The sequence below is a fragment of the Amphibacillus jilinensis Y1 genome (genome assembly GCF_000306965.1).
Lineage (GTDB): Bacteria > Bacillota > Bacilli > Bacillales > Amphibacillaceae > Amphibacillus_C > Amphibacillus_C jilinensis.
Genome location: NZ_JH976438.1, coordinates 128,255 through 148,864 on the forward strand (window position 1 = coordinate 128,255; position 20,610 = coordinate 148,864).

Below are 20,610 nucleotides of genomic sequence, written 5' to 3' on the forward strand. Positions count from 1 at the left end.
ACAGTGGAGGAATGTTAGACTAACCCCGTCCCGTCCTGGGACAACGTCTAACTGACCTACATCCTGTAGGCCCGAAGCCGTGCCCACGGAAAGCGAAGTGTTTTACCGAAGCGCTATATGTATCAGACATTAATGTTCGGATTTTTCTTATCTTGTTACTCTTTTGTCCCAGGCTCATTTTGACGTTTAAAGGGGAAATGATATGCGTGTACATTCAAACACTAGGCAAACCTATTTAACCAACAAACAATGCATGCTTTTAGCTCTGTCAATTATTATCTCGCAGGCGATCCTCTAGTCGGTTTTTGGTCCTAACACAAATTATACATGCAATTGTGTTGATATAACGTAGATCAGTAAAGCACGACCTGCTATTATTTGTCTTACGCTTGTTTTGTCGTGATATCCTAGTGTATTTTAGAACTAACAAAGCGGGTTTAGAATAAATCAAACCCGCTGGCCTGTGAAAGCTTCTTTAATTCAAATGATTTTAATGGGTTGCTGTTTGAGCAGGATCTATCGTCATCCGAAAACTCCAATTTCCAATAGTCTGGCCATTTCTTTGAATCGTTGTATAATCAAATTCGGTAAATCCATTTTTAAGATAAAACTTTTGATTTCCCTCTGTATTAGTAAAAGTAATAAATGTCTCGGGCTTGGTACCGGAGCTTTGCTTTGCAATATACGGTATAATGCAGTCATTGAGCATTTTTGTCCCTAATCTCTGCCCTCTACAAGATTTATCAACGGCTAGAACTTCTAACATCCACGACTGTTCTTTTATCTCACTGATTGGTCCGTGGCCTTCTTCAAGAATATTTGCAAGCTTTAGAAGCTTTCTAAGGCTAGTTTTCCCCAATAGTTTAAGCGCTCCCGAAAGGAAATAATCAAAAATATTAACTTTGGGGCTATGTGGAGGTATTAAAACAGCAAAACTTTTAATCTCGCCATTTTCCTCTCCTACGAAAAAATCAGCATTTTTATAATAAGCTTTTAAAAAAACATGTTGGACTTCACTCATTAAATCAATAAAGCTATCCATGTCGCTAAATTCATCCCGGATTTCATGAAACATGGGATAATCGCTAAATGTTACAGCACTCATTTTAGCGATATCTTTTAATTCATTCTTTTCTGGTCTTCTATATTGAATCATCATTTTTCCCCCTTAAGTTTATCCGAAATTATGATGTTGTCTCCACCTTCATATCTCTAATCTGTTGATCTCATAGCACCTATATCTGCTACTCACGTCCCTTCAAAATCTTTGATGAAATGTTTCAGCCGTTTTCCTGTCACTTTACTTTTAATTTAAATAACTGTACAGAAACACGACAATAGTTGTTCTATGTTTATAAGTGTATTATAATTTAACTAGTGTCGATTATCTATATTCAATTATGTACTTGGTTGTCTGTTAAGCGACACATTTATAATAAAATGTCGGAGGTTTAATAATCTTAATGAATATGACGAGTAGTGAAGACAGACGTGTAAGAAAAACAAAAAGAGCATTACGAAATGGACTTGTAGAATTGATGGTGCATAAGGAGCTTCGAAATATAACAGTTAGAGAGTTGACTGATAAAGTGGACATTCACAGGGCGACATTTTACGCTCATTACAAAGATATTTATGACCTTTATCAGCAGGTCGAAGATGCAGTGGTTCAAGAATTAAATGATATAATTATGCAAAACTACACGCAGCCTCCGGAGACATTTTATCGTTTAATTGTCGAATACATTATAGAAAATAAGCAATTATGCCAAATGTTATTCGGTACCAAAAAGGAGAGTAGTTTTATGGTGCGATTGAATGGATTATTTGAGCAGAAGTGTTTGGAAACGTGGCACGAGGAATGGAAGCTTTCTGATATTAACGAAGAATTGAAATATCATGTAGGTTATCACATACAGGGGTGCTTGGCCATCATCAACAAATGGATAGAATCTAATTTCACATATCCAATGGACGCGTTAATAAAAATCATAGCTGATACGGATAGAAGCATGGAAGAATATTTTATGAGAAAACATAAGAAAGTATAGAGCAAACGCATGATGATCAACTGTAATGTTTTTTACAGTTGATCAATAGATTGACTTGTTCCACATTTGTGATTGATAAGTTGGTTGGTTCTGTTTTTAATCAAAATATGAAATGCGCAGAATATTAATGGGCACCGCTATGATGAAAAACAGAAAAGCTAAATAATACTTTGAAAACATAAAAAGTGAATAAGGTTGAAGCAAAGAAAGGCACTGTTTGTCCGAAATAAGCAACGATCAATAAGCCCAAGCTTGTTAAACTTCCTGCTATTACACTATGGATGTGGTGGTTTCTAATCAGATTTAAGACTATTGCACAAACTAAAGTATAGACGTAAATGATCATGCCATAATGAAGAGAAACATCCATTGCCCATGAAAGGATAATAGGCTGGACATGGATAGCAATAAATACCCATCTTCTCCATTGATGTTGACTATAATAAAGATCAGTTCCCTTCGTTAAGTTTGCGAGAACTCCCCCAGAGATATCTAAGAACAACAGCCAAGTGACTAATTGTTTTACAACCAACAGTTCTTTCCACTCATCATAGCCAAGCAAGGCCAATAAGCAACCTGAAGTCACAATAAAAACACCAATGACAACCAAGGATGACTTTGTCTGATATTCACCAAGAAGTTCATGAAAAAATTTCGGAATTTTAATCATAATAGATAACCTCTCTCTAACCGCTTGTTCGGTCAAGTTTAGTATAAAAAAGTTTATCACAGGTAACCGTCGGCAAGACCTCTGCTTTAAAATAGAGAGCAGCGCTCATTTTTTTCGACGAGAGGGGAGCTAACGATCACTAATGTTTTGATTCACTTAAGCTACCCATCAATGGGAGAAGAACGACACCATTTTATTTTATTAAAGTCAGCCACCCTGACACTTGTAAAGCCCAGATGTCCTTAAAAGCGCTTTTATCTGATTGGAGTAAAAAATGTAAGGCGTAACTATCTAATGCCATAATAATTATTTCTGAAATTTTTAAAAGTTTGTTTTTGTTTTGCGAACTATAGTTTGATAATTGATGAGCAATAGCTTCAATCATTTCACTTTTAGCCTTTAACAGATAACTTCTATACTTATCGTTATGCAAGCAAGTAATATAGAAATTAAGTAAAACCAAATAAGCGATTTTTTCTTCTTCAGTTAGCGTGTACATACTCTTCCCTAAAGAAAGAAGAAATCCTTCTAAGTTCGTACTTTGATCCGATTGAACAGGTTTAATTAAATAAGTAATGGTATACTCAAAAACAACATTTAAGACTTCATCTATTGATCTGAAATGGTGAAACAATGTGCTTTTACTAATGTCTGAGAGATCAGCTATTTTTTTTGCACTTAAGCCTTCGATTCCCTCTTTCGCAATAATCTCCATAGACGCGGCTAGTATACGATCTTTTGTTTGGTTTCCCTTAAACATTTTTAGATTTTCAGCCATTTTCCCTCTACCTCCTTCCTTTATTATAATTTTGCAGATAACTGCCCGTAAAATCCCCTCAAATGGAGCATAGAGAAAATCTATAGAGGTGGGTGATAACGGACGCTAATGTCTTGATCTACTTAAACGCCCACTGATTAAAGGCTCCTTCTATGTTATCATTGACCGACCGATCGGTCAATGATTATTTAATTACAATACGTGCAAAGAGACGTGAAGTATAGTAAAGTGTTGGCATTAAAGTATAAATAAATGAACAGTACAAGGTGAAGCGCGTCTAACCTTGAACATTAAGTAATCTACTGAAGACTAAAATCAAAAAGGCTTCATCGATCTGGTATTGAAGAAAAGGAGAATGGCTAAGATCACACTAGAACCTATAGGTTTTGCTTATAATGAAAGAAATGAAATTGACTTTGAAAAATAGAAGGCTGAAAATTGGACAATATCTCATTACCCAAGCTAAATTCAAAAAAAACTTGACCGATCCCTTAGGGCACATGGTATGTTGCATAGTAAAAGGAGCTGATATTTTGCAGTTGAAAGATGTATTAGAAGAAACAGAGTTGACTAAAAAAGCAATTCGCTATTATGAGGATTGCGGATTATTAAGAACGGTTAGAAAAAACAATGGGTATAAGGATTACAGTCAAGAAAATATTAAACAATTAAAATCAATTAAGAAACTTAGAAATCTAGGCTTTTCAATTGATGAAATTAAAAGCTTTTATCAGTCAGAAACTGATAAGCAAGACGTCATTATTCGAAAAATCAACCAAAATGAAAAACAACTCAATCAACTTTATCAGAAAAAAGAATTACTTACTGCACTTCATGATAATAAAGATATTCAGGCGATCGGAGCGTTGGAAGTTCCGCAAGAAACGCCTTATATGTATTTACGAAATATTTATCGAATCTTTGGAACGATTAATTTGATCTCTTTTGTGATGATTATTTTTTATTTTTTACTGATCAGAGAACATGTGCCTCAAAACATAGGTATGTTGGTCGTTCTTCAAAGTGCTTTAGTTACACTTAGTATAGGACTTCAACATCGCCGCAGCAGTCTTAAAAAACAAGGGATTCATATTTTAGAGAGGAAGCCAAAGGAAATTATCTTTCAATACTTGAGTAATCTTTTTACCTATGGCCTTTCAGGAGCGATCATTAATGAAACGCTATATTTTGTCAGGTTATACGTCGGCGATGATCAGTTATTTTTAGCATTAGGCAACTTGGGCTTGGGCCTTTTCTTCCTATTATTATCAGTTATTATAGTGATACTTAGTTTTTTTGAGGATGACTTTGATCTTTCTGTAAACATATTTAACAAAAGGAACACCAAATCCGAAATAAGTTAGATTTAGCAATACAAGGTAAAACGCGTCAAACTATTAATATCATATGTTCATACTAACCGTGAACAATTAAGAAGTGTATTGAAGACTAGAATCAATAAAAGCAATAGATTCAATTAAGGTGTGTTTTTGATTCATCGATCTGGTATTAAAGAAAAGGAGAATGGCTATGATCACACTAGAACCTATAGGTTTTGCTTATAATGAGAGAGATGAGATTGGTGACGATTATTGGGGGGAGGTAGTTTCTGAGATTATATTGGACACTTCTTTTCCGGAAGAAGCGCTATCTAAAATCGAATCGTTTTCACACTTAGATATTATCTTTTACTTTCATAAGGTGGAAAAAAAGAACGTTTTTACAGGTGCGAGACATCCAAGAAACAATAAAAATCTCCCCAAAGTTGGTATTTTTGGTCAGCGTAGTAAAAACAGACCGAATCAATTAGGCTTAACAACTGTAAAGATGCTGAACAAAGAAGGAAGAAGATTATTTGTATCGGGGCTTGACTGTATTAATGAGACACCAATCTTAGATATAAAACCAGTCATGAAAGAATTTCTGCCAGAGGAACCGATTGTTCAACCAGAATGGACACATGAGATTATGAAGAAATATTGGGATTAATGATGAGGATGCTATGTTTGTAATCAAGATCAATGCTTAAAAGATTATTTTTAATCACAGATAACCGTCCGTAAAGCGCCTGCTTAAGCTAGAGCAAAGAGGAAACCTATATAGGCGAGAGCTAACGAATGCTAATGTCTTGATCCACTCATCTACTAATCAGTGGGGGGTAAGATCGTAGACTAAAACCGCCACGTCCTTTAGCCCTCCGCCCACTGATTGCAGGTTCGTTATATTTATTGAAAAGAATGAAATGAAAAACCGGAGGATGTTTTATGATTAAATTAGTGTTGTCAGATATGGATGGAACATTTCTAAATGATTGTGGAGACTTTAATCGAAAACTGTACAAACAGGTAAAGCAATTAATGAAGGATAAAGGGGTTGTTTTTGCACCGGTAACAGGAAAACAGTGTGAGCGTGTTGAGGAACTGTTTGGCGAGGACGCCAATGATTTATGGATTTTAGGCGATAGTGCGACCCGTATTAAACATAAGGGTGAATTCGTTTATCAGTCGTTGCTTAGTAATAAATTAGGGTTGGAAATTATTCGGTTGCTTGAGGAAATAAGCCTTGACCATACAATTATTGCATGTACAAAGAACGGTGCAATGATAAAAAACAATTTAATACCTGAAGAAGAGGCGATCGTAAGGCGTTCCTATGCGCATGTCAATCAGATTACCCATTTTAATGAAGTAACAGATGATTTCGTTAAGATTACCATCCATGATCCTGCTTTAAATGCTTTTAAGACAAAGGAGAAATTATCACGTTTCTTTGAATCTGCTTATATTGTTGCTTCCGAAGCGGCTTGGGTGGATATAGCAAATGCTAATGTGCATAAGGGGACGACGGTTGAACAGTTACAAACGCTTTTAAATGTTGCGCCAGATGAAACCATGGCATTTGGCGATGGTTACAACGATTTAGAGCTCATGAGCAGGGCTGCCTACAGTTTTGCTGTCCGTAACGCTGTGAAAGAAGTTAAAGCGTCTGCACGTTTCGTTACGTGTTCTAATGAAGAAGATGGCGTGATGAAAACGATCATTCAAATGTTATCATTACAAGAGAATAAGGTGAAAACAGAAAAAGAGAAAATGTTAGCTGGAGAAATGTATGATCCTGCTGATCCCGTTTTATTAAAAGATCGGGCAGAAGCAAGAAAAAAAGTTAGATTATTTAATCAAACCTCAGTGTCTGAAGGTGAAAAGCGTAAAAATATATTGGAGGCGTTACTGGGTTCAACAGGAGAAAATGTGTATATTGAACCTAACATACGTTTTGATTATGGTTACAATACCCATGTCGGTGATCACTTCTTTGCAAACTTTGATTGTACGATATTAGATGTTTGTGAAGTGCGATTCGGTGATCATTGTATGCTTGGGCCCGGTGTCCAAATATATACGGCCACACACCCCCTTGGTCCGGTTGAACGCAATTCTGGTAAAGAATACGCAAAGCCAATAACGATCGGAAACAACGTCTGGATTGGAGGCAGTGCAATCATTAATCCAGGTGTAAAGATTGGTGATGATGCGGTTATTGCATCAGGAGCAGTCGTAACAAAAGATGTACCAGCGCGTGTTGTTGTTGCAGGAAACCCTGCTAAAGTCATTAGGGAAATTGATAGGTAAGCTATTTAAAAATAAGAAATCGATCGGAATCTAACGGTTAGCATTACATCATCACAACGTTGATGACGTAATGCTGACCGTTTTTTTGCTACCTCATGCTTTGTAAAATATATTTCTTAAAATAATAATCGAACCCATAAATGAAAAGAGTAATCATTACTATTTACATTTATGTTGGATTCATTTATAATGTCAATTATGTAAGATAAGATTGTCTCTGTTTAAATATTTTTTAATATAACAATTAGCTAACTATAATATTGAAAGGAGATGGCTAAAGTGGCCAAAAAATCAAAAATTGCCAAAGAGCAAAAAAGACAAAAATTAGTTGAGCAATATGCTGATTTGAGAAGAGAACTAAAAGCGAAGGGGGATTATCAAGCACTTCGCAAGTTGCCAAGAGACGCTTCACCAACACGTTTAACCAATCGATGTCGTGTGACGGGCAGACCGCGAGGCTATATTGGAAAATTTAACATGTCTCGTATCGCCTTTAGAGAGTACGCTCATAAAGGGCAGATACCAGGTGTGAAGAAGTCAAGTTGGTAATTGGCTAGTGTTTGAAAGATAGATGAAATGGTAAATGGTACATAACAGGGTGTTTTGTCCCAATATCATTGTTCGCCTATATAGTATAAAACTGTACTTTTTATCATGGATAACCGGTCCGTAAAACGCCCGCCTCAAAATAGAGAACAGAGAATCTATTTTAGCGGGAGTTAACGGACGCTCATATCCTCGTTCACTCAACGTCCACTGCTTGAAGGTTCGCTTTAATTACTTATTATATGCGCACATTTTTAATAACTCAAAACGATTAAGTTCAACGCGTGAGCTTCACAATCTAGATTTTTCAGTCATTCACCTGTCAGAAAATATAACAGATTCGTTGTTTTATATCCTAAATCATGTAAAATAACAATTGTGTGTTTTCAGTGCTGAGAAGGGGAGGATGACCAAAAATGCAGATAAAAAAAATAGCGATTATTGGTCTAGGCGCACTTGGTATTATGTATGCGGAACATTTTTCGAAGCATATTTCAACAGGTGCACTACGCATTGTGGCCGATCGTGATCGGATTAGGCGTTATCAAGATGAGGGATTATATTGTAATGGTGAGCGCTGTGATTTTACATTTGTTACGCCGGATCAACAGATGGAACCAGCTGATTTAGTATTAATCACAGTGAAATACAATGGTTTATCTCAAGCTTTAGCAGCGATTGCCAACCAAGTGGGTCAAGATACGATTATTATGTCTGCTATCAATGGGATAAAGAGTGAGCAAGATATAAGTCAGGTATACGGGAAAGACCACGTCCTTTATTGTGTAGCACAAGGAATGGATGCTGTGAAAGAAGGGAATGCGCTAACCTTTGCTAATAAAGGCGTGCTTTGTTTTGGAGAAGAAAGAATGGAGCAGCTCACGGAAAAAGTCAAGTCGGTAGCTACCTTTTTTGATCGAGTAAATTTACCTTATGAGATTGATTTCAACATGAAGAAACGGCAATGGGGAAAATTCATGCTTAATGTTGGTGTTAATCAAGTGGTAGCTGTGTATCAAACGAACTATGGCGGTATTCAAGTTGAGGGTGAAGCGCGTGATACAATGATCGCTGCGATGCGAGAGGTTATCGCCTTATCACAGTATACCGAAACGCCATTAAATGAAGCTGATTTAAGTTATTGGTTAACTAATTTGGCAAACTTGCATCCAGAAGGCAAACCATCGATGCGACAAGATGTTGAAGCAAAACGTTATGGAGAAGTGGATTTATTTAGTGGTGCGGTTATTGAACTTGGCAAGCAATACCGGGTAAACACGCCAGTTAATAAAAGACTTTATCAACAAATTAAAGCAATTGAACGCCAATATAGCCAAACGATAGAGCTGTAAGGCTGTTATTTGGCATTAACACCAGGTTATGATATGTCGTAATTTGGTGTTTTCTTATGGAAAATGTACGCACCTTTTATCATTATTTTATCATGAATAACCGTCCGTAAAATCTCCCTCAAACTAGAGATTAGAGCACATCTATTTAGGTGGGTGATCACAGATGCTAATGTCCTGATTCACTCGGGGCAACAGGATGTTGGTCACACAAGCGTTTTCGCAGGACGCGAAGACGTTAGCTTGTGTTCCTCAGTTGGTGGGTAAGATCGTAGACTAAATCGCCACGTCTGCGTGTAGCCATTCGTCCACGGATTGAAGGTTCGCTTTATTTAGCGAAAGACCAGTTAATATATATTGTAGCCTTTCACTATCCTCAATTTAATGATAAGATAAATCCAATATTAACTTGTACGTATATATTTATTAAGATATAATAATTAAATAAGTAAGCGCTTTACTTAAATAGTTATTTTTTTGATCAGTAAAGTTATAAATTAAGAAAGAATAGAAGTTTTGGATTGGAGGAGATCGTATGGATAAGGTGAAAGCTGCTATTCTAGCAGGTCAAACCGTATTAGGGATTGAATTAGGATCAACGCGAATTAAAGCGGTTCTTGTTGATCAAGAAAACCAACCGATCGCATCAGGAAGCCATGATTGGGAGAATCGTTACGTTGATCAAATTTGGACCTATAGTACTGAAGAAGTTTGGCGCGGGCTCCAGGATAGTTATCAAAAGTTAGCTGCTGAAGTGAAAGATAAGTATGGGGTGGGTTTAAAGCGGATCGGTGCCCTTGGCTTTAGTGCGATGATGCATGGCTATATGGTTTTTAATAAATCTGGCGAATTGTTAGTACCTTTTCGAACGTGGCGAAACAATATAACTGAGCAAGCTGCCACGGCATTGACAGCATTATTTCAGTATAATATTCCGCAAAGGTGGAGTATCGCTCACCTTTATCAAGCGATATTAAATAATGAATCACATATATCTGACATTGATTTTCAAACGACGCTAGCTGGCTATGTGCATTGGAAATTAACGGGTGAGAAAGTTTTAGGTGTAGGGGAAGCGTCAGGGATGTTTCCAATTGATCTTTCTACCAAAAATTTCAATGCAAAAATGATAAGTCAGTTTAACCAGCAAGTGAGTGATAAACACTTGCCTTGGAAACTTGAGGGGATTCTTCCTCGTGTTCGATTAGCTGGTGAAGAAGCGGGGCGCTTAACAGAAGAAGGAGCACACCTGCTTGATCCAACTGGTGAGCTTGAAGCTGGCATTCCGCTTTGTCCACCAGAAGGTGATGCGGGTACAGGTATGGTTGCAACCAATAGTGTTGCGAAGCGGACAGGTAACGTTTCAGCAGGAACGTCAGTGTTCGCAATGGTCGTTTTGGAACAGGAATTGTCAAAAGTCTACCCTGAAATAGATCTAGTCACAACGCCAACCGGGCATTTAGTTGCGATGGCACATGCGAATAACTGTACGTCTGATTTAAATGCTTGGGTACGTCTATTTGCTGAGTATTCAGAGGCAATCGGCGTAGAGGTTAACATCAACAAATTATATGAAACGCTCTATCACAAAGCTTTACAAGGTGACGCGGATGGTGGAGGTTTACTTGCTTATGGCTATTTATCAGGTGAACACATGACGCATTTTGAAGAAGGACGGCCACTGTTTGTGCGGACGGCTGATAGTCGATTTAACTTGGCTAACTTTATGCGCACCCACCTCTATGCTGCGTTAGGTGCTATGAAAATCGGAATGGATATTTTACTTAAACAAGAGATGGTTAAATTAGAAGAAATGCATGGCCATGGTGGATTATTTAAAACCAAAGGTGTTGGTCAGCGCATGATGGCAGCTGCATTAAACACCCCTGTATCTGTAATGGAAACAGCCGGAGAAGGCGGGGCCTGGGGCATTGCTATTTTAGCATCTTACTTAATGAACAAGAAGGAAAATGAAAGCTTAGATCAATTTTTAACAAACAGTGTATTTGTCGAGCAAACAGGTAATAGCGTTAAACCAGATCCAGACGATGTCAAAGGGTTTGAACAATTTATCGAACGCTATAAAAAAGGTTTGCCGATTGAAAGAGCGGCAATTGATTATTTAGGTGAATAAAGGCTAGTAAAAAAAAGCGCCAGTGTATGCTGTCGCTTTTTGATTTCACCATAATTTCTTAGTATGTAAAAAAACGATTTCTATTTTTATCACTTAACCCATTGTACGATGTCTTCGATTGGCTTTCTGGTTTTAGGTAAAGGGTCTTGAGCTCGGTAACCAAAAGCCACCATGACTGCAACGCCTAAATGCCCATCTTCCAGCAATCCTTCTCTATCTAATAAATCCGTCACTTTTTGATAATGGAATCCTTCAATAGGACAGGAATCAATACCGATTTGGGCAGCAGCTGTCATCATATTAGCTAAAGCAATATAGCATTGTTTACTTGACCAATCAAAGAAGGCTCGATCACTCTCTGCCAAGTTCATATCCACTTCTTGAAAGGTTTTATACTTTTGTTGAGCTTGATCGATCCATTCCGCAGGGAAGTTCTTAACATTCGTATAATGGTCTTTTAAATAATCGCTGTCATATTTGACATCTTTGATATTTCGAGCAAGGATAATGACAAAATGGCTAGCAGAATCGAGCTGGCCTTGTGCGCCTTGTGCGACCTGCTTTAACTCGTTTTTTAAGTCATTATTATCAACAATCAGGAACTTCCATGGCTCTAATCCAATTGAGCTAGGGGAAAGTCTCCCAGTTTCAAGGATAAATCCAAAATCTTCAGCACTAATTTTTTTACTAGGGTCAAATTGTTTAGTCGCATGTCTAAACTGAAAAGCATCAATAATCTCTGTTTTCGTATCTATACTCATGGTCACACGCTCCATTCATTGAAATAATAATCTAATAGCTACAGTATGGCACGAAGCTTTAAAACATTCAATATAAAACAATTATAGTTGAATTATCCATTTTAAAAATAATAAAGTTGACTTTATAGGGATAAAAGTATGCTAACCTTATCATAGCTAACCGTCCGTAAAACGCTCACCTCAAAATAGAGAGCAGAGTGCATCTATTTAGATGGGAGACTACGGCGCTAATATTGTGATTAACGCCCGATTAGTGGGAGAAAAATGAAAATACCTATTAAAGGTTTGTTTTATAATAACTTGTGAGGAGGTCTAAGATGGAAATCTGGGATATTTATGATAAAGATAGAAGGTTAACAGGAGAAACGATAGAAAGAGGGGCTAGCCTCAAACAACAAGACTATCATCTTGTTGTCCATGTCTGTATTTTTAATACAAATGGTGAGATGTTGATTCAGCAAAGACAATCTTTTAAAAAAGGATGGTCAAATCTTTGGGATATTACCGTAGGGGGAAGTGCTGTATCAGGTGATACAAGTCAACTGGCTGCAGAACGGGAAGTTTTTGAAGAAATTGGTTATGCCATTAACCTATCCAATTGTCGCCCTTCTTTAACGATCCATGCAGATGATGCTTTTGATGATATTTATTTGTTAGAAGAAGATTTAGACATTAAACAATTAAAACTGCAATATGAAGAAGTGCAAAATGTGAAGTGGGCAACAGAACAAGAGATTATCAGTTTGGTAAATGAAAATAAATTTATTCCCTATTATAAGGGCTTTATTTCTTTACTATTTGAGATGAGAAAATATCGGGGGGTACATAAACGTTAATGATAAACGGTGATAATGTCATGAACCATTTGGTATAACAATCATTTTGCATTTGATCAATTTCAATAATATGTTAATAAATGACTATAATATGTAGAAATGATTATTTAAAGAAAGCGTTAACGTGATATGATGACAATAATTAAATTGGAAGGAGGGCAGTGTTTTTCGCATCAATGTATCAACGTTCAGTTTTTAAAAAATTAAATGAGGACGTGATAAGATGGTGAGAACAGGGATAAAGAAGTTAGTGTTCATCTGTTTAATGGTTACGTTAATGTGTGGATTGTCGATTGAAACGGTTTCTGCTAGTGTACCAGATTTTAGTTTGAGAGGTTTTGCTACGTTTAATGGTGGAACGACGGGTGGCGAAGGTGGCGATGTTGTGACCGTTCGAACGGGCAATGAATTAGTCCAAGCCATAAAGAACAAAAACCCGAACAGACCGTTAAAAATCTATGTCAATGGAACGATTACCCCAAATAATACATCAGAGAACAAAATTGATATTAAAGATGTATCAAATGTTTCTGTTATAGGGGTTGGACGAAATGGCGTATTAAGTGGAATTGGGATTAAAGTTTGGCGAGCAGAAAATATTATTATTCGTAATTTAACGATCCATGAAGTCAATATTGGTGATAAAGATGCGATAAGCATTGAAGGGCCATCAAGTAATATTTGGGTTGATCACAATGAGCTTTATGCAAGCCTCAATGTTCATAAAGACTATTATGATGGCCTTTTTGATGTGAAGCGCGATGCATATAATATCACTTTTTCTTGGAACTATGTCCATGATAGTTGGAAAGCGATGTTAATGGGCTCATCTGATAGTGATCATGCAGAACGAAATATTACCTTTCACCATAATCACTTTCAAAATCTAAATTCACGCGTGCCAAGTTTACGTTTTGGTAAAGCGCATATTTATAATAACTATTTTGAAGGTATTATTGACACAGGGATTAACGCGCGAATGGGTGCAGAAGTTTTAGTTGAAAATAACGTATTTGAAAACTCAAACAATCCATTAGGCTTCTGGTACAGTAATCAAACAGGGTATTGGAATGTGTCAAACAATCGCTATATTAACAGTACTGGTAGTCAACCAACATGGTCAACGACAAATTACACTGTACCTTATCACTATCAATTAACACCCGTACAAGATGTAAAAGCACTAGTCACCCAATATGCTGGAGTGGGTGTTGTCCAACCTTAACAGAATAAACAAAGAAATCGAATGAAATCATCATTCGGTTTCTTTGTTTATTCTTATCGTGTTTGGTGCTTTAAAAGCTCAACTTTTTATATACTTCTAAAATGAGGTATACATACTCACGCAAACCAGCTCAACTTGAGAATAATAGAAATATATTCGCTAAAAGGGCGAGCAACTAAATTTTTAAACGATGAGGTATGGATTTTCTTTGCCTTCTAGTCCGAGCATTAAGCCCTCTAATCCACTTCGCACCATCGCATTGGTTGCTTCTTCGGTAAAGAAGGCATAATGCTGGGTAAAGATAACATTGGGAAATTGTTTTAAATAAAAGAGGGGGCGTTTATTGATAATTCGTGTGCCAATGTCAAAATGAGAAATCCCTGTTTCCTCTTCTAATGTATCAAGGCCTGCTCCCCCAATCCATTCGCTTTCTAACCCATCAATTAAATCTTCTGAATTGATAAGTCCGCCTCTTGATGTATTAATAAGCAGTACATTTTTTTTCATTTTCTTAATGGTTTCTTTGTTGATGAGGTGATGATTTTCTTCGGTCAGTGGGATGTGAAGTGAAATAATATCACTTTGCTTAAGTAAAGTATCCAAATCAACATACTCAGCATACGTTTCAACATGACTTATTGGTGTTTTATTATAAGCAAGAATTTTGCAACCAAAACCACTTAGAATTTCAATGACCGACTGTCCAATTTTTCCTGTTCCAATTATTCCAACCGTCATACTTCGTAATTCTTTTCCTTGTAAACCATCTAAAGAGAAATCATTAACGAGTGCACGGCAGATCGACACCTTTATTTTGCGAATGAGCATTAGCATAATCATGACGGTGAATTCTGCTACATTATAAGGTGGATAATGCGCATTACTGATACTAATACCTAGTGAATGAGCTGTTTCAACATTAATGTGGTCATAGCCAATTGTACGTGTTGACAGGTGTTTAATACCAAAATCGTGTAATGTGTTTAAAATTTCTGCATTAATTTGGCTGTGTGCTAAAACATTGACAGCATCGAAGCCTTTAGCTAAGTTAACGTTTTCCATCGTTAGCGGTTGGTCAATTGTCGTTAGCTGCTCAAGATTATAAGACTGTTTAGCATTTAAAAAATGCTCTTCCTCAAAAGGTAAGACATTGTAAGCAATAATTTTCATTTCAATTTGCTCCTTTTAATTAATCATATAATGGTTAAGAATCCGGTGGTAACTATCGCTGATTAAAATATATCTAGCTAATAATAAAATGCACACATGATTACTATTATAGATCAAATCACAATAGTCTCCTGTTTCCTTGGTAGATTATCTGACTTTCAATTTTTAATAGCTTTTGCTAATCGTTCTTCTCGTATACGCTCTCTGTAACTCAGAGAAGTGAAAGATTTAGTTCTTAGAACATTTTTAAATCCTATTATAATAAATTCTAATATATGGTATAATGTAGGGCGTTCATTAATGAAAAGGTGATTTTTTGAAAAAAATACTACTTAGCTTGTCACTGTTCATCTTGATCGGCTTAACGATAGGGATTTTTTTGTATGAACAATTAGAGCCATTACAACCATTTTCTCTTCAACAAAGCAATCAATCCTATCACGATGACGAAAATCATTTAGAGGAAACGGTGCAAACCCCAGTAAATCGTGGTGATTCTATTGTATATAGCTTAGAAAACAATGAACTTAATCTAAGTTTTAATCAAGGTGTCGATTGGATAACCGTTCCCATTGAGACTGGTTTGTTGTTTAGTGGTGATTATAATGGAAGTAAGCAAGAATTAATTGCTAATAGCTATGTTTTAGAATATGACTATATAGCATTTTTATATGCGGATGAGCATGTACAATTAATGCAAACACGTGATCAAGGCGAGACATGGGAACCGACCGTCATTATAGAAGATTTTCCAGGGATACGCTTTCGGAAGGTTGACATGCTTAATGATCGATTTGGTTACGTGATCGTTACAGGTGATCGTACGATGTCAGCAGAAGGAACGCTGATATATGTTACAGATGATCAGGGCGTAAGCTGGGCGAAGGTAAATAGTGCTGACACGACACGCTTACTGTATGATGGGGGCTTTATAGACGAGAATACAGCTTTCCTTTCTTATGGTACGATTAATCCAGAACAACCAGATCTGTTTGTGACAAATGATCGTGGTGAGACATGGAGTCAAGCTGTTTTTCAAACGCCAGAAGCATACCAAGATATCTTTGTTACCGCGGAAATGCCGTTTAGTGACGAAGACCAATTGACTATTTACGTTAATCAAGGACCTAATGGTGATTATCAAGGTGGGTTAGTAAAAGGAAAGTATACATCCGATGATTATGGTCAAACTTGGGAATTTGTTGGAGAGGTGGCTGGCGATGAAGTCCAATAATAGTAGAATAGTGATGGTATTAGGTTGGCTTGCTTTACTTGGGAGTGTCGGTTTATTCTGTTTGCAAGCGGGTTATTTTTTGATCCATCATCGTTATCAGGTTGAATATGTAGATAATCGTTTGTTCTATTTCATTAACATTTTAGTTGTCGTTTTATTGTTACTTAGTCTACTCCTCTTACTTAGGTTAAGTGGTAAAGTAAGGCGATTGATCATAGGTATAGTTGTCATCTTCATCCTCGTTAATAGTGTTCTGATGCAATTAAGTCAACAACATACACAAAATATTATTAGCTTGTCACCGAATTCAGAGAATATTTTAGTGGTAAAGCAGGATCAAGAACAAAGAGAAGCAATATATTATCGAACACAATACTACATATTTGCACGACCGCATCAACGTTTACCTAAACAGGTGCAAGGCCAATACAAGATTGACTGGTTAACCGAGGATGTTGTCGCCGTTACTTATCAGACAAAAACAGGGTCGGTAGAACAGTTTGTTGGTACATATGGTGATCGAGGCGATGGTATTTCATATTACGAAGTAGGGATGCAGATTCAAGGTGAGTGGGCAGGTGAAGACACCCGTGCCATCGTAGGACAAGAAGGCATAGAAATTGAATGTCAGCAGCAAAGTCAATGGTTTGATTGGGATGATGTTGTTCAGTTTGGTACACTTGCTATTGTATTATTCGATCAAGACGAGCCCGCTTGGACGATCGTTTTAAATGAAGGTTACCAAATTTATGATGCAGAGAATAACCCACCTGAAGGTGAGATTACCCTTTATCAAGTAACGATGGAAGAACATCAGCCGTTTATTCTTAAACCTTAGGTACGTCTTTTTGATGCTGTACTGATGTGATTGCTAATGAACAAATTATTGATGCCGTTTTATCAAGTATAATAGAGTAAATATTGGATACATTTGGATTTCTTCAAGGACGATACTTAGAAAGTAACAACAACTTTGTATCGTTCTTTTTTGTGTGTTAAGTAGGTGCTAACGGACGCTAATGCCTGCTTCAATCGACTGACTACCAATCAGCGGGTGAAGAACGAAACCTTTCACTGATTGAAAGTTCGTTTTATTGAACAATTGAAATCGCTACTGTCCCTGAGTGAACTTCTATGTTATAATTTCATTTCTTAAAAAATTTTCAAGATATGACAGGGTTCGTGTGAAGGGAGCGAAACGAAATGCTCAACATGACAAAATATGTTAATGGATACATGACAAAATGGTTGTTTTTTGCGACATTAGTTGGTATTGGTGGCGGTATTTCTGCTTTAGCATTAAATGCAGTGATTGATTTTGTTTCTTATTGGGGTGTGATGCTACCACTTTGGTTAGCACCGGTGATTGGTGGAGTCATCGTTTCGCTTCTTTATCGTTTTGACCCTAATGTTTTAGGTTCAGGTACGCCTAAGTATATTGACGGTGTTAATTTATATCAAGGGGAAATTACCCGTCGAACATGGTTAACGAAATTATTGGCTTCTTCTGCAACGATCGGTTTTCAAGGTAGTGGTGGGGTGGAAGGTCCCATGGTATTAATGGGTGGAAGTCTGGGTAATTTTATTGAAAAAATTCCACTGTTTAAGCGGTGGTTAGATAAAGAGGATCGAAGAATATTAACGGTTTGCGGTGCAGCCGGTGCCATTGGCGCTATCTTTCGCTCGCCTTTAGGTGGCGGGATATTTGCTGCAGAACTGTTATATAAGACGTCATTACATTATAGTGATATGTTCCCGGCTATTCTTTCTTCAACGGTTGGATTTGTTATTTACAGTACGGTGGGTGATGCGAATCCATTATTTGCAATGCCTGATTACCAAACGAATCCGACCAATATTTTATACTACGCTTTGGCGGGTTTGTTAGCTGGCTATGCTTCTGTATGGTTTATGAAGTTATTTCATAAAACAGAAGAATGGGGTGATTGGTTAGTAAACAAAGGCGCGCGTCACTATCTCCCAATACTAGGCGGCGCATTAACAGGGGTTATTTTAATTTTCTTTCCTGAAGTAGCAGGTACAGGGACAGCCTTTATTCAAAATTTAATTGATGCTTCATTTGGCACATGGTTTTTAATCGCAATACTAGTTGCTAAGATGTTTGCAAGTTCCTTTACGATCGGTTTTCGGGGGAGTGCTGGCTTAGTGATACCTGCGCTATTTATCGGTGCTGTTAGTGGAAGTATTTTAAGTAATGTATTTGTTGGTGGGGGCAACGGTCTGAGCAATGCCTTAATTATTTCCGGAATGGCCGCCAGCCTTGCTAGCATTGCTAATGTTCCTATTGCGGCGGCAGTACTATTGATTGAAATGGTTGGTTTCCAAGTCGGAGGGTCTGCGGTTGTTGGTAGCGTGATGGGTTATATAGTAGGTCATCGTAGAATGGTATATATTAATATGAGACACGATGATCCTGACTATCGAGCAGCTAAAGAATTTAGAAAATTAGATCGCTATTTTGAATAATATAACGGTCAACTATAGATAACAAAGATGAGCCTGTCGTGTGATAACTTCTGGTTTATATATACCTGTATAGGAGACACCAAAGATTTGATGGTGTCTCCTTTGTGCTAGTGAGTAAATCGCCTATCCTTCTACTAGCATATCTGATAAACGGACATGCTTTGTCCTTGTTCTTTTCAATTGCCTGAATAAGAAACAGCTCCAATATCGGGCGCTGTGCCGGTAAAAGGTTCACCTATATTCATGCCACCGTTAACAAGAAAACTACTTGGTCGCGGTTCAAAAAGGCGAATATTTGGCAATGATCCATTGGACTGCCGTGGCAATTTCGCTAACGAGGTATCGACAGTAAAGAACATACCAGCGGAAACAGTGGCGATTTGCCAACTGTTTGCTTGTTGAATGGAGCCACTAGCAATACGGACATGGGTCGGAGATACACCATTTAAATTATTAATAAAAACATGTTGTCTACCATCTGCTGGGTGATTAGGAAAGTCAAAGTTCCTCCCATTTTGAGAGATGCCGTTATTATATCCAGTGTTATGAATCAGCGTTAATGCACCTGTATTATTGTTATGATCGAAGCCTTTACTATGATTATCAAATGCGATATTTCCCTTTACCACATGATCTCCTGCAATACGATTGCCACCAAGCTTAAAACCATTTCCATTCCCTTCAAAGTCAGGATGGTTCCAAATAGCCGGGTTTCCATTGCCAAAAGACCAGTTATTTTCTAATGTAATGCGGCTACTTGCCATCCATAGATCAAAACCATCATCTCCGTTCTCCCATGCGCGATTGCCGATAAAGATATTGCCAGGTCCAAGTGCTTCATACTTTGCGGCAAATCCATCAGACATATTACCGACACGTCCACGAAGGTTAAAATTCCGATAACTATCATTATTTTTAATTATGTTATAAGAACCGTCCTCTAAATGAATCCCTGTCAATCGATTTTCATAAGCTTGGCAGCGTTCGATAATGTTATAACTTCCATGGATGCGAAAGCCATTTCCCCCGGCTCCTGTTACATGAATACCAATAAGATGCCAATGGTCACCATTTAACCGAATCCCATCTCGTCCTGGTAGCTCTTCTTGGGACCAGAAATTAAAGGTAGGTATTTCATCAGGATAAGCAATGATGGTAATTGGCTTATCAGGTGTTCCACTTCGATTGATATCAATACGTGTGTCTTCATAATAAGTTCCACCACGTATCACAAAGACATCACCTGGTTCAGCTAAATTTACCGCATGTTGAAGTGTTGCAAAAGGAGAGCCTTCTGTTCCTGATCCATGATCACTCCCATCAGATGCTATATAAAACGTCTGTTTACCATCAGGTATAGGCAAAGTTTGCTCGCTAGCAGTTGTGGCAAGTCGTGGTAGAAGGAATAAAAATAATAGGAATAGAGACGACATAATAATAATAACGTGAGACGAATGCAATTTTCTTAACATTATCTTTCCTCCTATAAAGTGGATATAGATTATTTCTCCAAATATTGTCTATACCCTTTTAAAAAAGAATATCTTTTTATCGACAAAAATAGCGCGTCAGTCGGTTTATAACAAATAAGCCTCGATCAGCACTGAAAAGTAATGGCGTTATCAAGGCTGTGATTCAGAAAAAAGTGTGTGTAAGAGAAAAATTCTATCTATAAGCGACATTTGGCTCTGTCGTCGTTTCTTTTATGATCATAAGATAAAGAAGAAAATAATAAGGGGA

Annotated in this window: 18 protein-coding genes and 1 pseudogene; 13 read left to right on the forward strand and 6 right to left on the reverse strand. The window is 37.2% G+C overall.

What is annotated here, in order from left to right; translation table 11 throughout:
- Nucleotides 1–490: 490 nt before the first annotated feature.
- Entirely contained in the window at nt 491–1,156 is a 666-nt protein-coding gene (locus B494_RS0113440) for a GNAT family N-acetyltransferase (protein ID WP_017472905.1), read from the reverse strand.
- Between the two features lie 307 nt (nt 1,157–1,463).
- Between B494_RS0113440 and B494_RS0113445 the strand changes: the two genes are divergently transcribed.
- Complete coding sequence (locus tag B494_RS0113445) at nt 1,464–2,051, forward strand: TetR/AcrR family transcriptional regulator (RefSeq protein ID WP_017472906.1); 588 nt, start codon at nt 1,464–1,466, stop codon at nt 2,049–2,051.
- Between the two features lie 124 nt (nt 2,052–2,175).
- Here the strand turns inward: B494_RS0113445 and B494_RS0113450 are convergent, their stop codons facing one another.
- Together B494_RS0113450 and B494_RS0113455 are read right to left on the reverse strand one after the other, a co-directional pair.
- Nucleotides 2,176–2,721: a hypothetical protein gene (locus B494_RS0113450; RefSeq protein WP_017472907.1), complete on the reverse strand. Its 546-nt coding sequence runs from the start codon at nt 2,719–2,721 to the stop codon at nt 2,176–2,178.
- Nucleotides 2,722–2,914: 193 nt separating this feature from the next.
- A complete protein-coding gene (locus B494_RS0113455; protein WP_017472908.1) occupies nt 2,915–3,499 on the reverse strand; it encodes a TetR/AcrR family transcriptional regulator in 585 nt (194 codons plus the stop codon).
- A gap of 395 nt (nt 3,500–3,894) precedes the next feature.
- Here B494_RS0113455 and B494_RS0113460 point away from each other — a divergent pair, with 395 nt between their 5' ends.
- The 7 genes and pseudogenes from B494_RS0113460 (at nt 3,895) to B494_RS0113490 (ending at nt 11,157) form a co-directional block, all read left to right on the forward strand.
- Nucleotides 3,895–4,863 carry a MerR family transcriptional regulator gene (locus tag B494_RS0113460; RefSeq protein ID WP_083855787.1) on the forward strand — a complete coding sequence of 323 codons (969 nt, stop codon included), beginning with the start codon at nt 3,895–3,897 and terminating at the stop codon, nt 4,861–4,863.
- Nucleotides 4,864–5,029: 166 nt separating this feature from the next.
- Nucleotides 5,030–5,488, forward strand: a complete 459-nt coding sequence (locus B494_RS0113465) for an SAM-dependent methyltransferase (protein WP_017472910.1) — start codon at nt 5,030–5,032, stop codon at nt 5,486–5,488.
- Nucleotides 5,489–5,763: 275 nt separating this feature from the next.
- Nucleotides 5,764–6,561 (forward strand): annotated as a pseudogene (locus tag B494_RS21470) (HAD family hydrolase); the annotation flags it as partial.
- Nucleotides 6,562–6,567: 6 nt separating this feature from the next.
- Nucleotides 6,568–7,128: a sugar O-acetyltransferase gene (locus B494_RS21475; RefSeq protein WP_026065260.1), complete on the forward strand. Its 561-nt coding sequence runs from the start codon at nt 6,568–6,570 to the stop codon at nt 7,126–7,128.
- Between the two features lie 279 nt (nt 7,129–7,407).
- Nucleotides 7,408–7,677, forward strand: coding sequence for a 30S ribosomal protein S14 (gene rpsN / locus B494_RS0113480; RefSeq protein ID WP_017472912.1), 270 nt, complete (start codon nt 7,408–7,410; stop codon nt 7,675–7,677).
- Between the two features lie 413 nt (nt 7,678–8,090).
- Nucleotides 8,091–9,026, forward strand: a complete 936-nt coding sequence (locus B494_RS0113485) for a ketopantoate reductase family protein (RefSeq protein ID WP_017472913.1) — start codon at nt 8,091–8,093, stop codon at nt 9,024–9,026.
- 532 nt (nt 9,027–9,558) lie between these two features.
- Nucleotides 9,559–11,157: a xylulokinase gene (locus B494_RS0113490; RefSeq protein WP_017472914.1), complete on the forward strand. Its 1,599-nt coding sequence runs from the start codon at nt 9,559–9,561 to the stop codon at nt 11,155–11,157.
- 89 nt (nt 11,158–11,246) lie between these two features.
- Here the strand turns inward: B494_RS0113490 and B494_RS0113495 are convergent, their stop codons facing one another.
- Nucleotides 11,247–11,918, reverse strand: a complete 672-nt coding sequence (locus B494_RS0113495) for an NAD(P)H-dependent oxidoreductase (RefSeq protein ID WP_017472915.1) — start codon at nt 11,916–11,918, stop codon at nt 11,247–11,249.
- Between the two features lie 317 nt (nt 11,919–12,235).
- Between B494_RS0113495 and B494_RS0113500 the strand changes: the two genes are divergently transcribed.
- Both B494_RS0113500 and B494_RS0113505 read left to right on the forward strand, forming a co-directional pair.
- Entirely contained in the window at nt 12,236–12,754 is a 519-nt protein-coding gene (locus B494_RS0113500; protein ID WP_017472916.1) for an NUDIX hydrolase, read from the forward strand.
- A gap of 223 nt (nt 12,755–12,977) precedes the next feature.
- On the forward strand, nt 12,978–13,979 hold the full coding sequence (locus B494_RS0113505) for a pectate lyase family protein (protein ID WP_017472917.1): 1,002 nt from the start codon (nt 12,978–12,980) through the stop codon (nt 13,977–13,979).
- 183 nt (nt 13,980–14,162) lie between these two features.
- On the opposite strand, the gene B494_RS0113510 is transcribed toward B494_RS0113505, so the two are convergent.
- Complete coding sequence (locus B494_RS0113510; protein ID WP_017472918.1) at nt 14,163–15,149, reverse strand: D-isomer specific 2-hydroxyacid dehydrogenase family protein; 987 nt, start codon at nt 15,147–15,149, stop codon at nt 14,163–14,165.
- A 316-nt stretch (nt 15,150–15,465) separates the two neighbouring features.
- Between B494_RS0113510 and B494_RS0113515 the strand changes: the two genes are divergently transcribed.
- The 3 genes from B494_RS0113515 to B494_RS0113525 all read left to right on the forward strand — a co-directional run bounded on the left by B494_RS0113515 (nt 15,466) and on the right by B494_RS0113525 (nt 18,870).
- The gene (locus B494_RS0113515; protein WP_017472919.1) at nt 15,466–16,383 is read left to right on the forward strand and encodes a WD40/YVTN/BNR-like repeat-containing protein; all 918 of its coding nucleotides are present in this window, start codon (nt 15,466–15,468) and stop codon (nt 16,381–16,383) included.
- Nucleotides 16,370–17,221, forward strand: coding sequence for a hypothetical protein (locus B494_RS0113520; RefSeq protein ID WP_017472920.1), 852 nt, complete (start codon nt 16,370–16,372; stop codon nt 17,219–17,221). Before B494_RS0113515 ends, B494_RS0113520 begins: the two co-directional genes overlap by 14 nt.
- 365 nt (nt 17,222–17,586) lie before the next feature.
- Nucleotides 17,587–18,870, forward strand: a complete 1,284-nt coding sequence (locus tag B494_RS0113525) for a chloride channel protein (RefSeq protein ID WP_017472921.1) — start codon at nt 17,587–17,589, stop codon at nt 18,868–18,870.
- 176 nt (nt 18,871–19,046) lie between these two features.
- Here the strand turns inward: B494_RS0113525 and B494_RS19430 are convergent, their stop codons facing one another.
- On the reverse strand, nt 19,047–20,342 hold the full coding sequence (locus tag B494_RS19430) for a right-handed parallel beta-helix repeat-containing protein (RefSeq protein ID WP_017472922.1): 1,296 nt from the start codon (nt 20,340–20,342) through the stop codon (nt 19,047–19,049).
- Nucleotides 20,343–20,610: the final 268 nt, after the last annotated feature.

Bases quoted from the DNA above. Each gene is read 5' to 3' on its own strand.
- B494_RS0113445 (WP_017472906.1), top strand. From the start codon at position 1,464: ATGAATATGACGAGTAGTGAAGACAGACGTGTAAGAAAAACAAAAAGA.
- B494_RS0113495 (WP_017472915.1), bottom strand. From the start codon at position 11,918: ATGAGTATAGATACGAAAACAGAGATTATTGATGCTTTTCAGTTTAGA.
- B494_RS0113460 (WP_083855787.1), top strand. From the start codon at position 3,895: ATGAAAGAAATGAAATTGACTTTGAAAAATAGAAGGCTGAAAATTGGA.
- B494_RS0113450 (WP_017472907.1), bottom strand. From the start codon at position 2,721: ATGATTAAAATTCCGAAATTTTTTCATGAACTTCTTGGTGAATATCAG.
- B494_RS0113500 (WP_017472916.1), top strand. From the start codon at position 12,236: ATGGAAATCTGGGATATTTATGATAAAGATAGAAGGTTAACAGGAGAA.
- B494_RS0113520 (WP_017472920.1), top strand. From the start codon at position 16,370: ATGAAGTCCAATAATAGTAGAATAGTGATGGTATTAGGTTGGCTTGCT.
- B494_RS0113485 (WP_017472913.1), top strand. From the start codon at position 8,091: ATGCAGATAAAAAAAATAGCGATTATTGGTCTAGGCGCACTTGGTATT.
- B494_RS0113490 (WP_017472914.1), top strand. From the start codon at position 9,559: ATGGATAAGGTGAAAGCTGCTATTCTAGCAGGTCAAACCGTATTAGGG.
- B494_RS0113505 (WP_017472917.1), top strand. From the start codon at position 12,978: ATGGTGAGAACAGGGATAAAGAAGTTAGTGTTCATCTGTTTAATGGTT.
- B494_RS0113525 (WP_017472921.1), top strand. From the start codon at position 17,587: ATGCTCAACATGACAAAATATGTTAATGGATACATGACAAAATGGTTG.
- B494_RS0113455 (WP_017472908.1), bottom strand. From the start codon at position 3,499: ATGGCTGAAAATCTAAAAATGTTTAAGGGAAACCAAACAAAAGATCGT.
- B494_RS0113440 (WP_017472905.1), bottom strand. From the start codon at position 1,156: ATGATTCAATATAGAAGACCAGAAAAGAATGAATTAAAAGATATCGCT.
- B494_RS19430 (WP_017472922.1), bottom strand. From the start codon at position 20,342: ATGTTAAGAAAATTGCATTCGTCTCACGTTATTATTATTATGTCGTCT.
- B494_RS0113510 (WP_017472918.1), bottom strand. From the start codon at position 15,149: ATGAAAATTATTGCTTACAATGTCTTACCTTTTGAGGAAGAGCATTTT.
- B494_RS0113465 (WP_017472910.1), top strand. From the start codon at position 5,030: ATGATCACACTAGAACCTATAGGTTTTGCTTATAATGAGAGAGATGAG.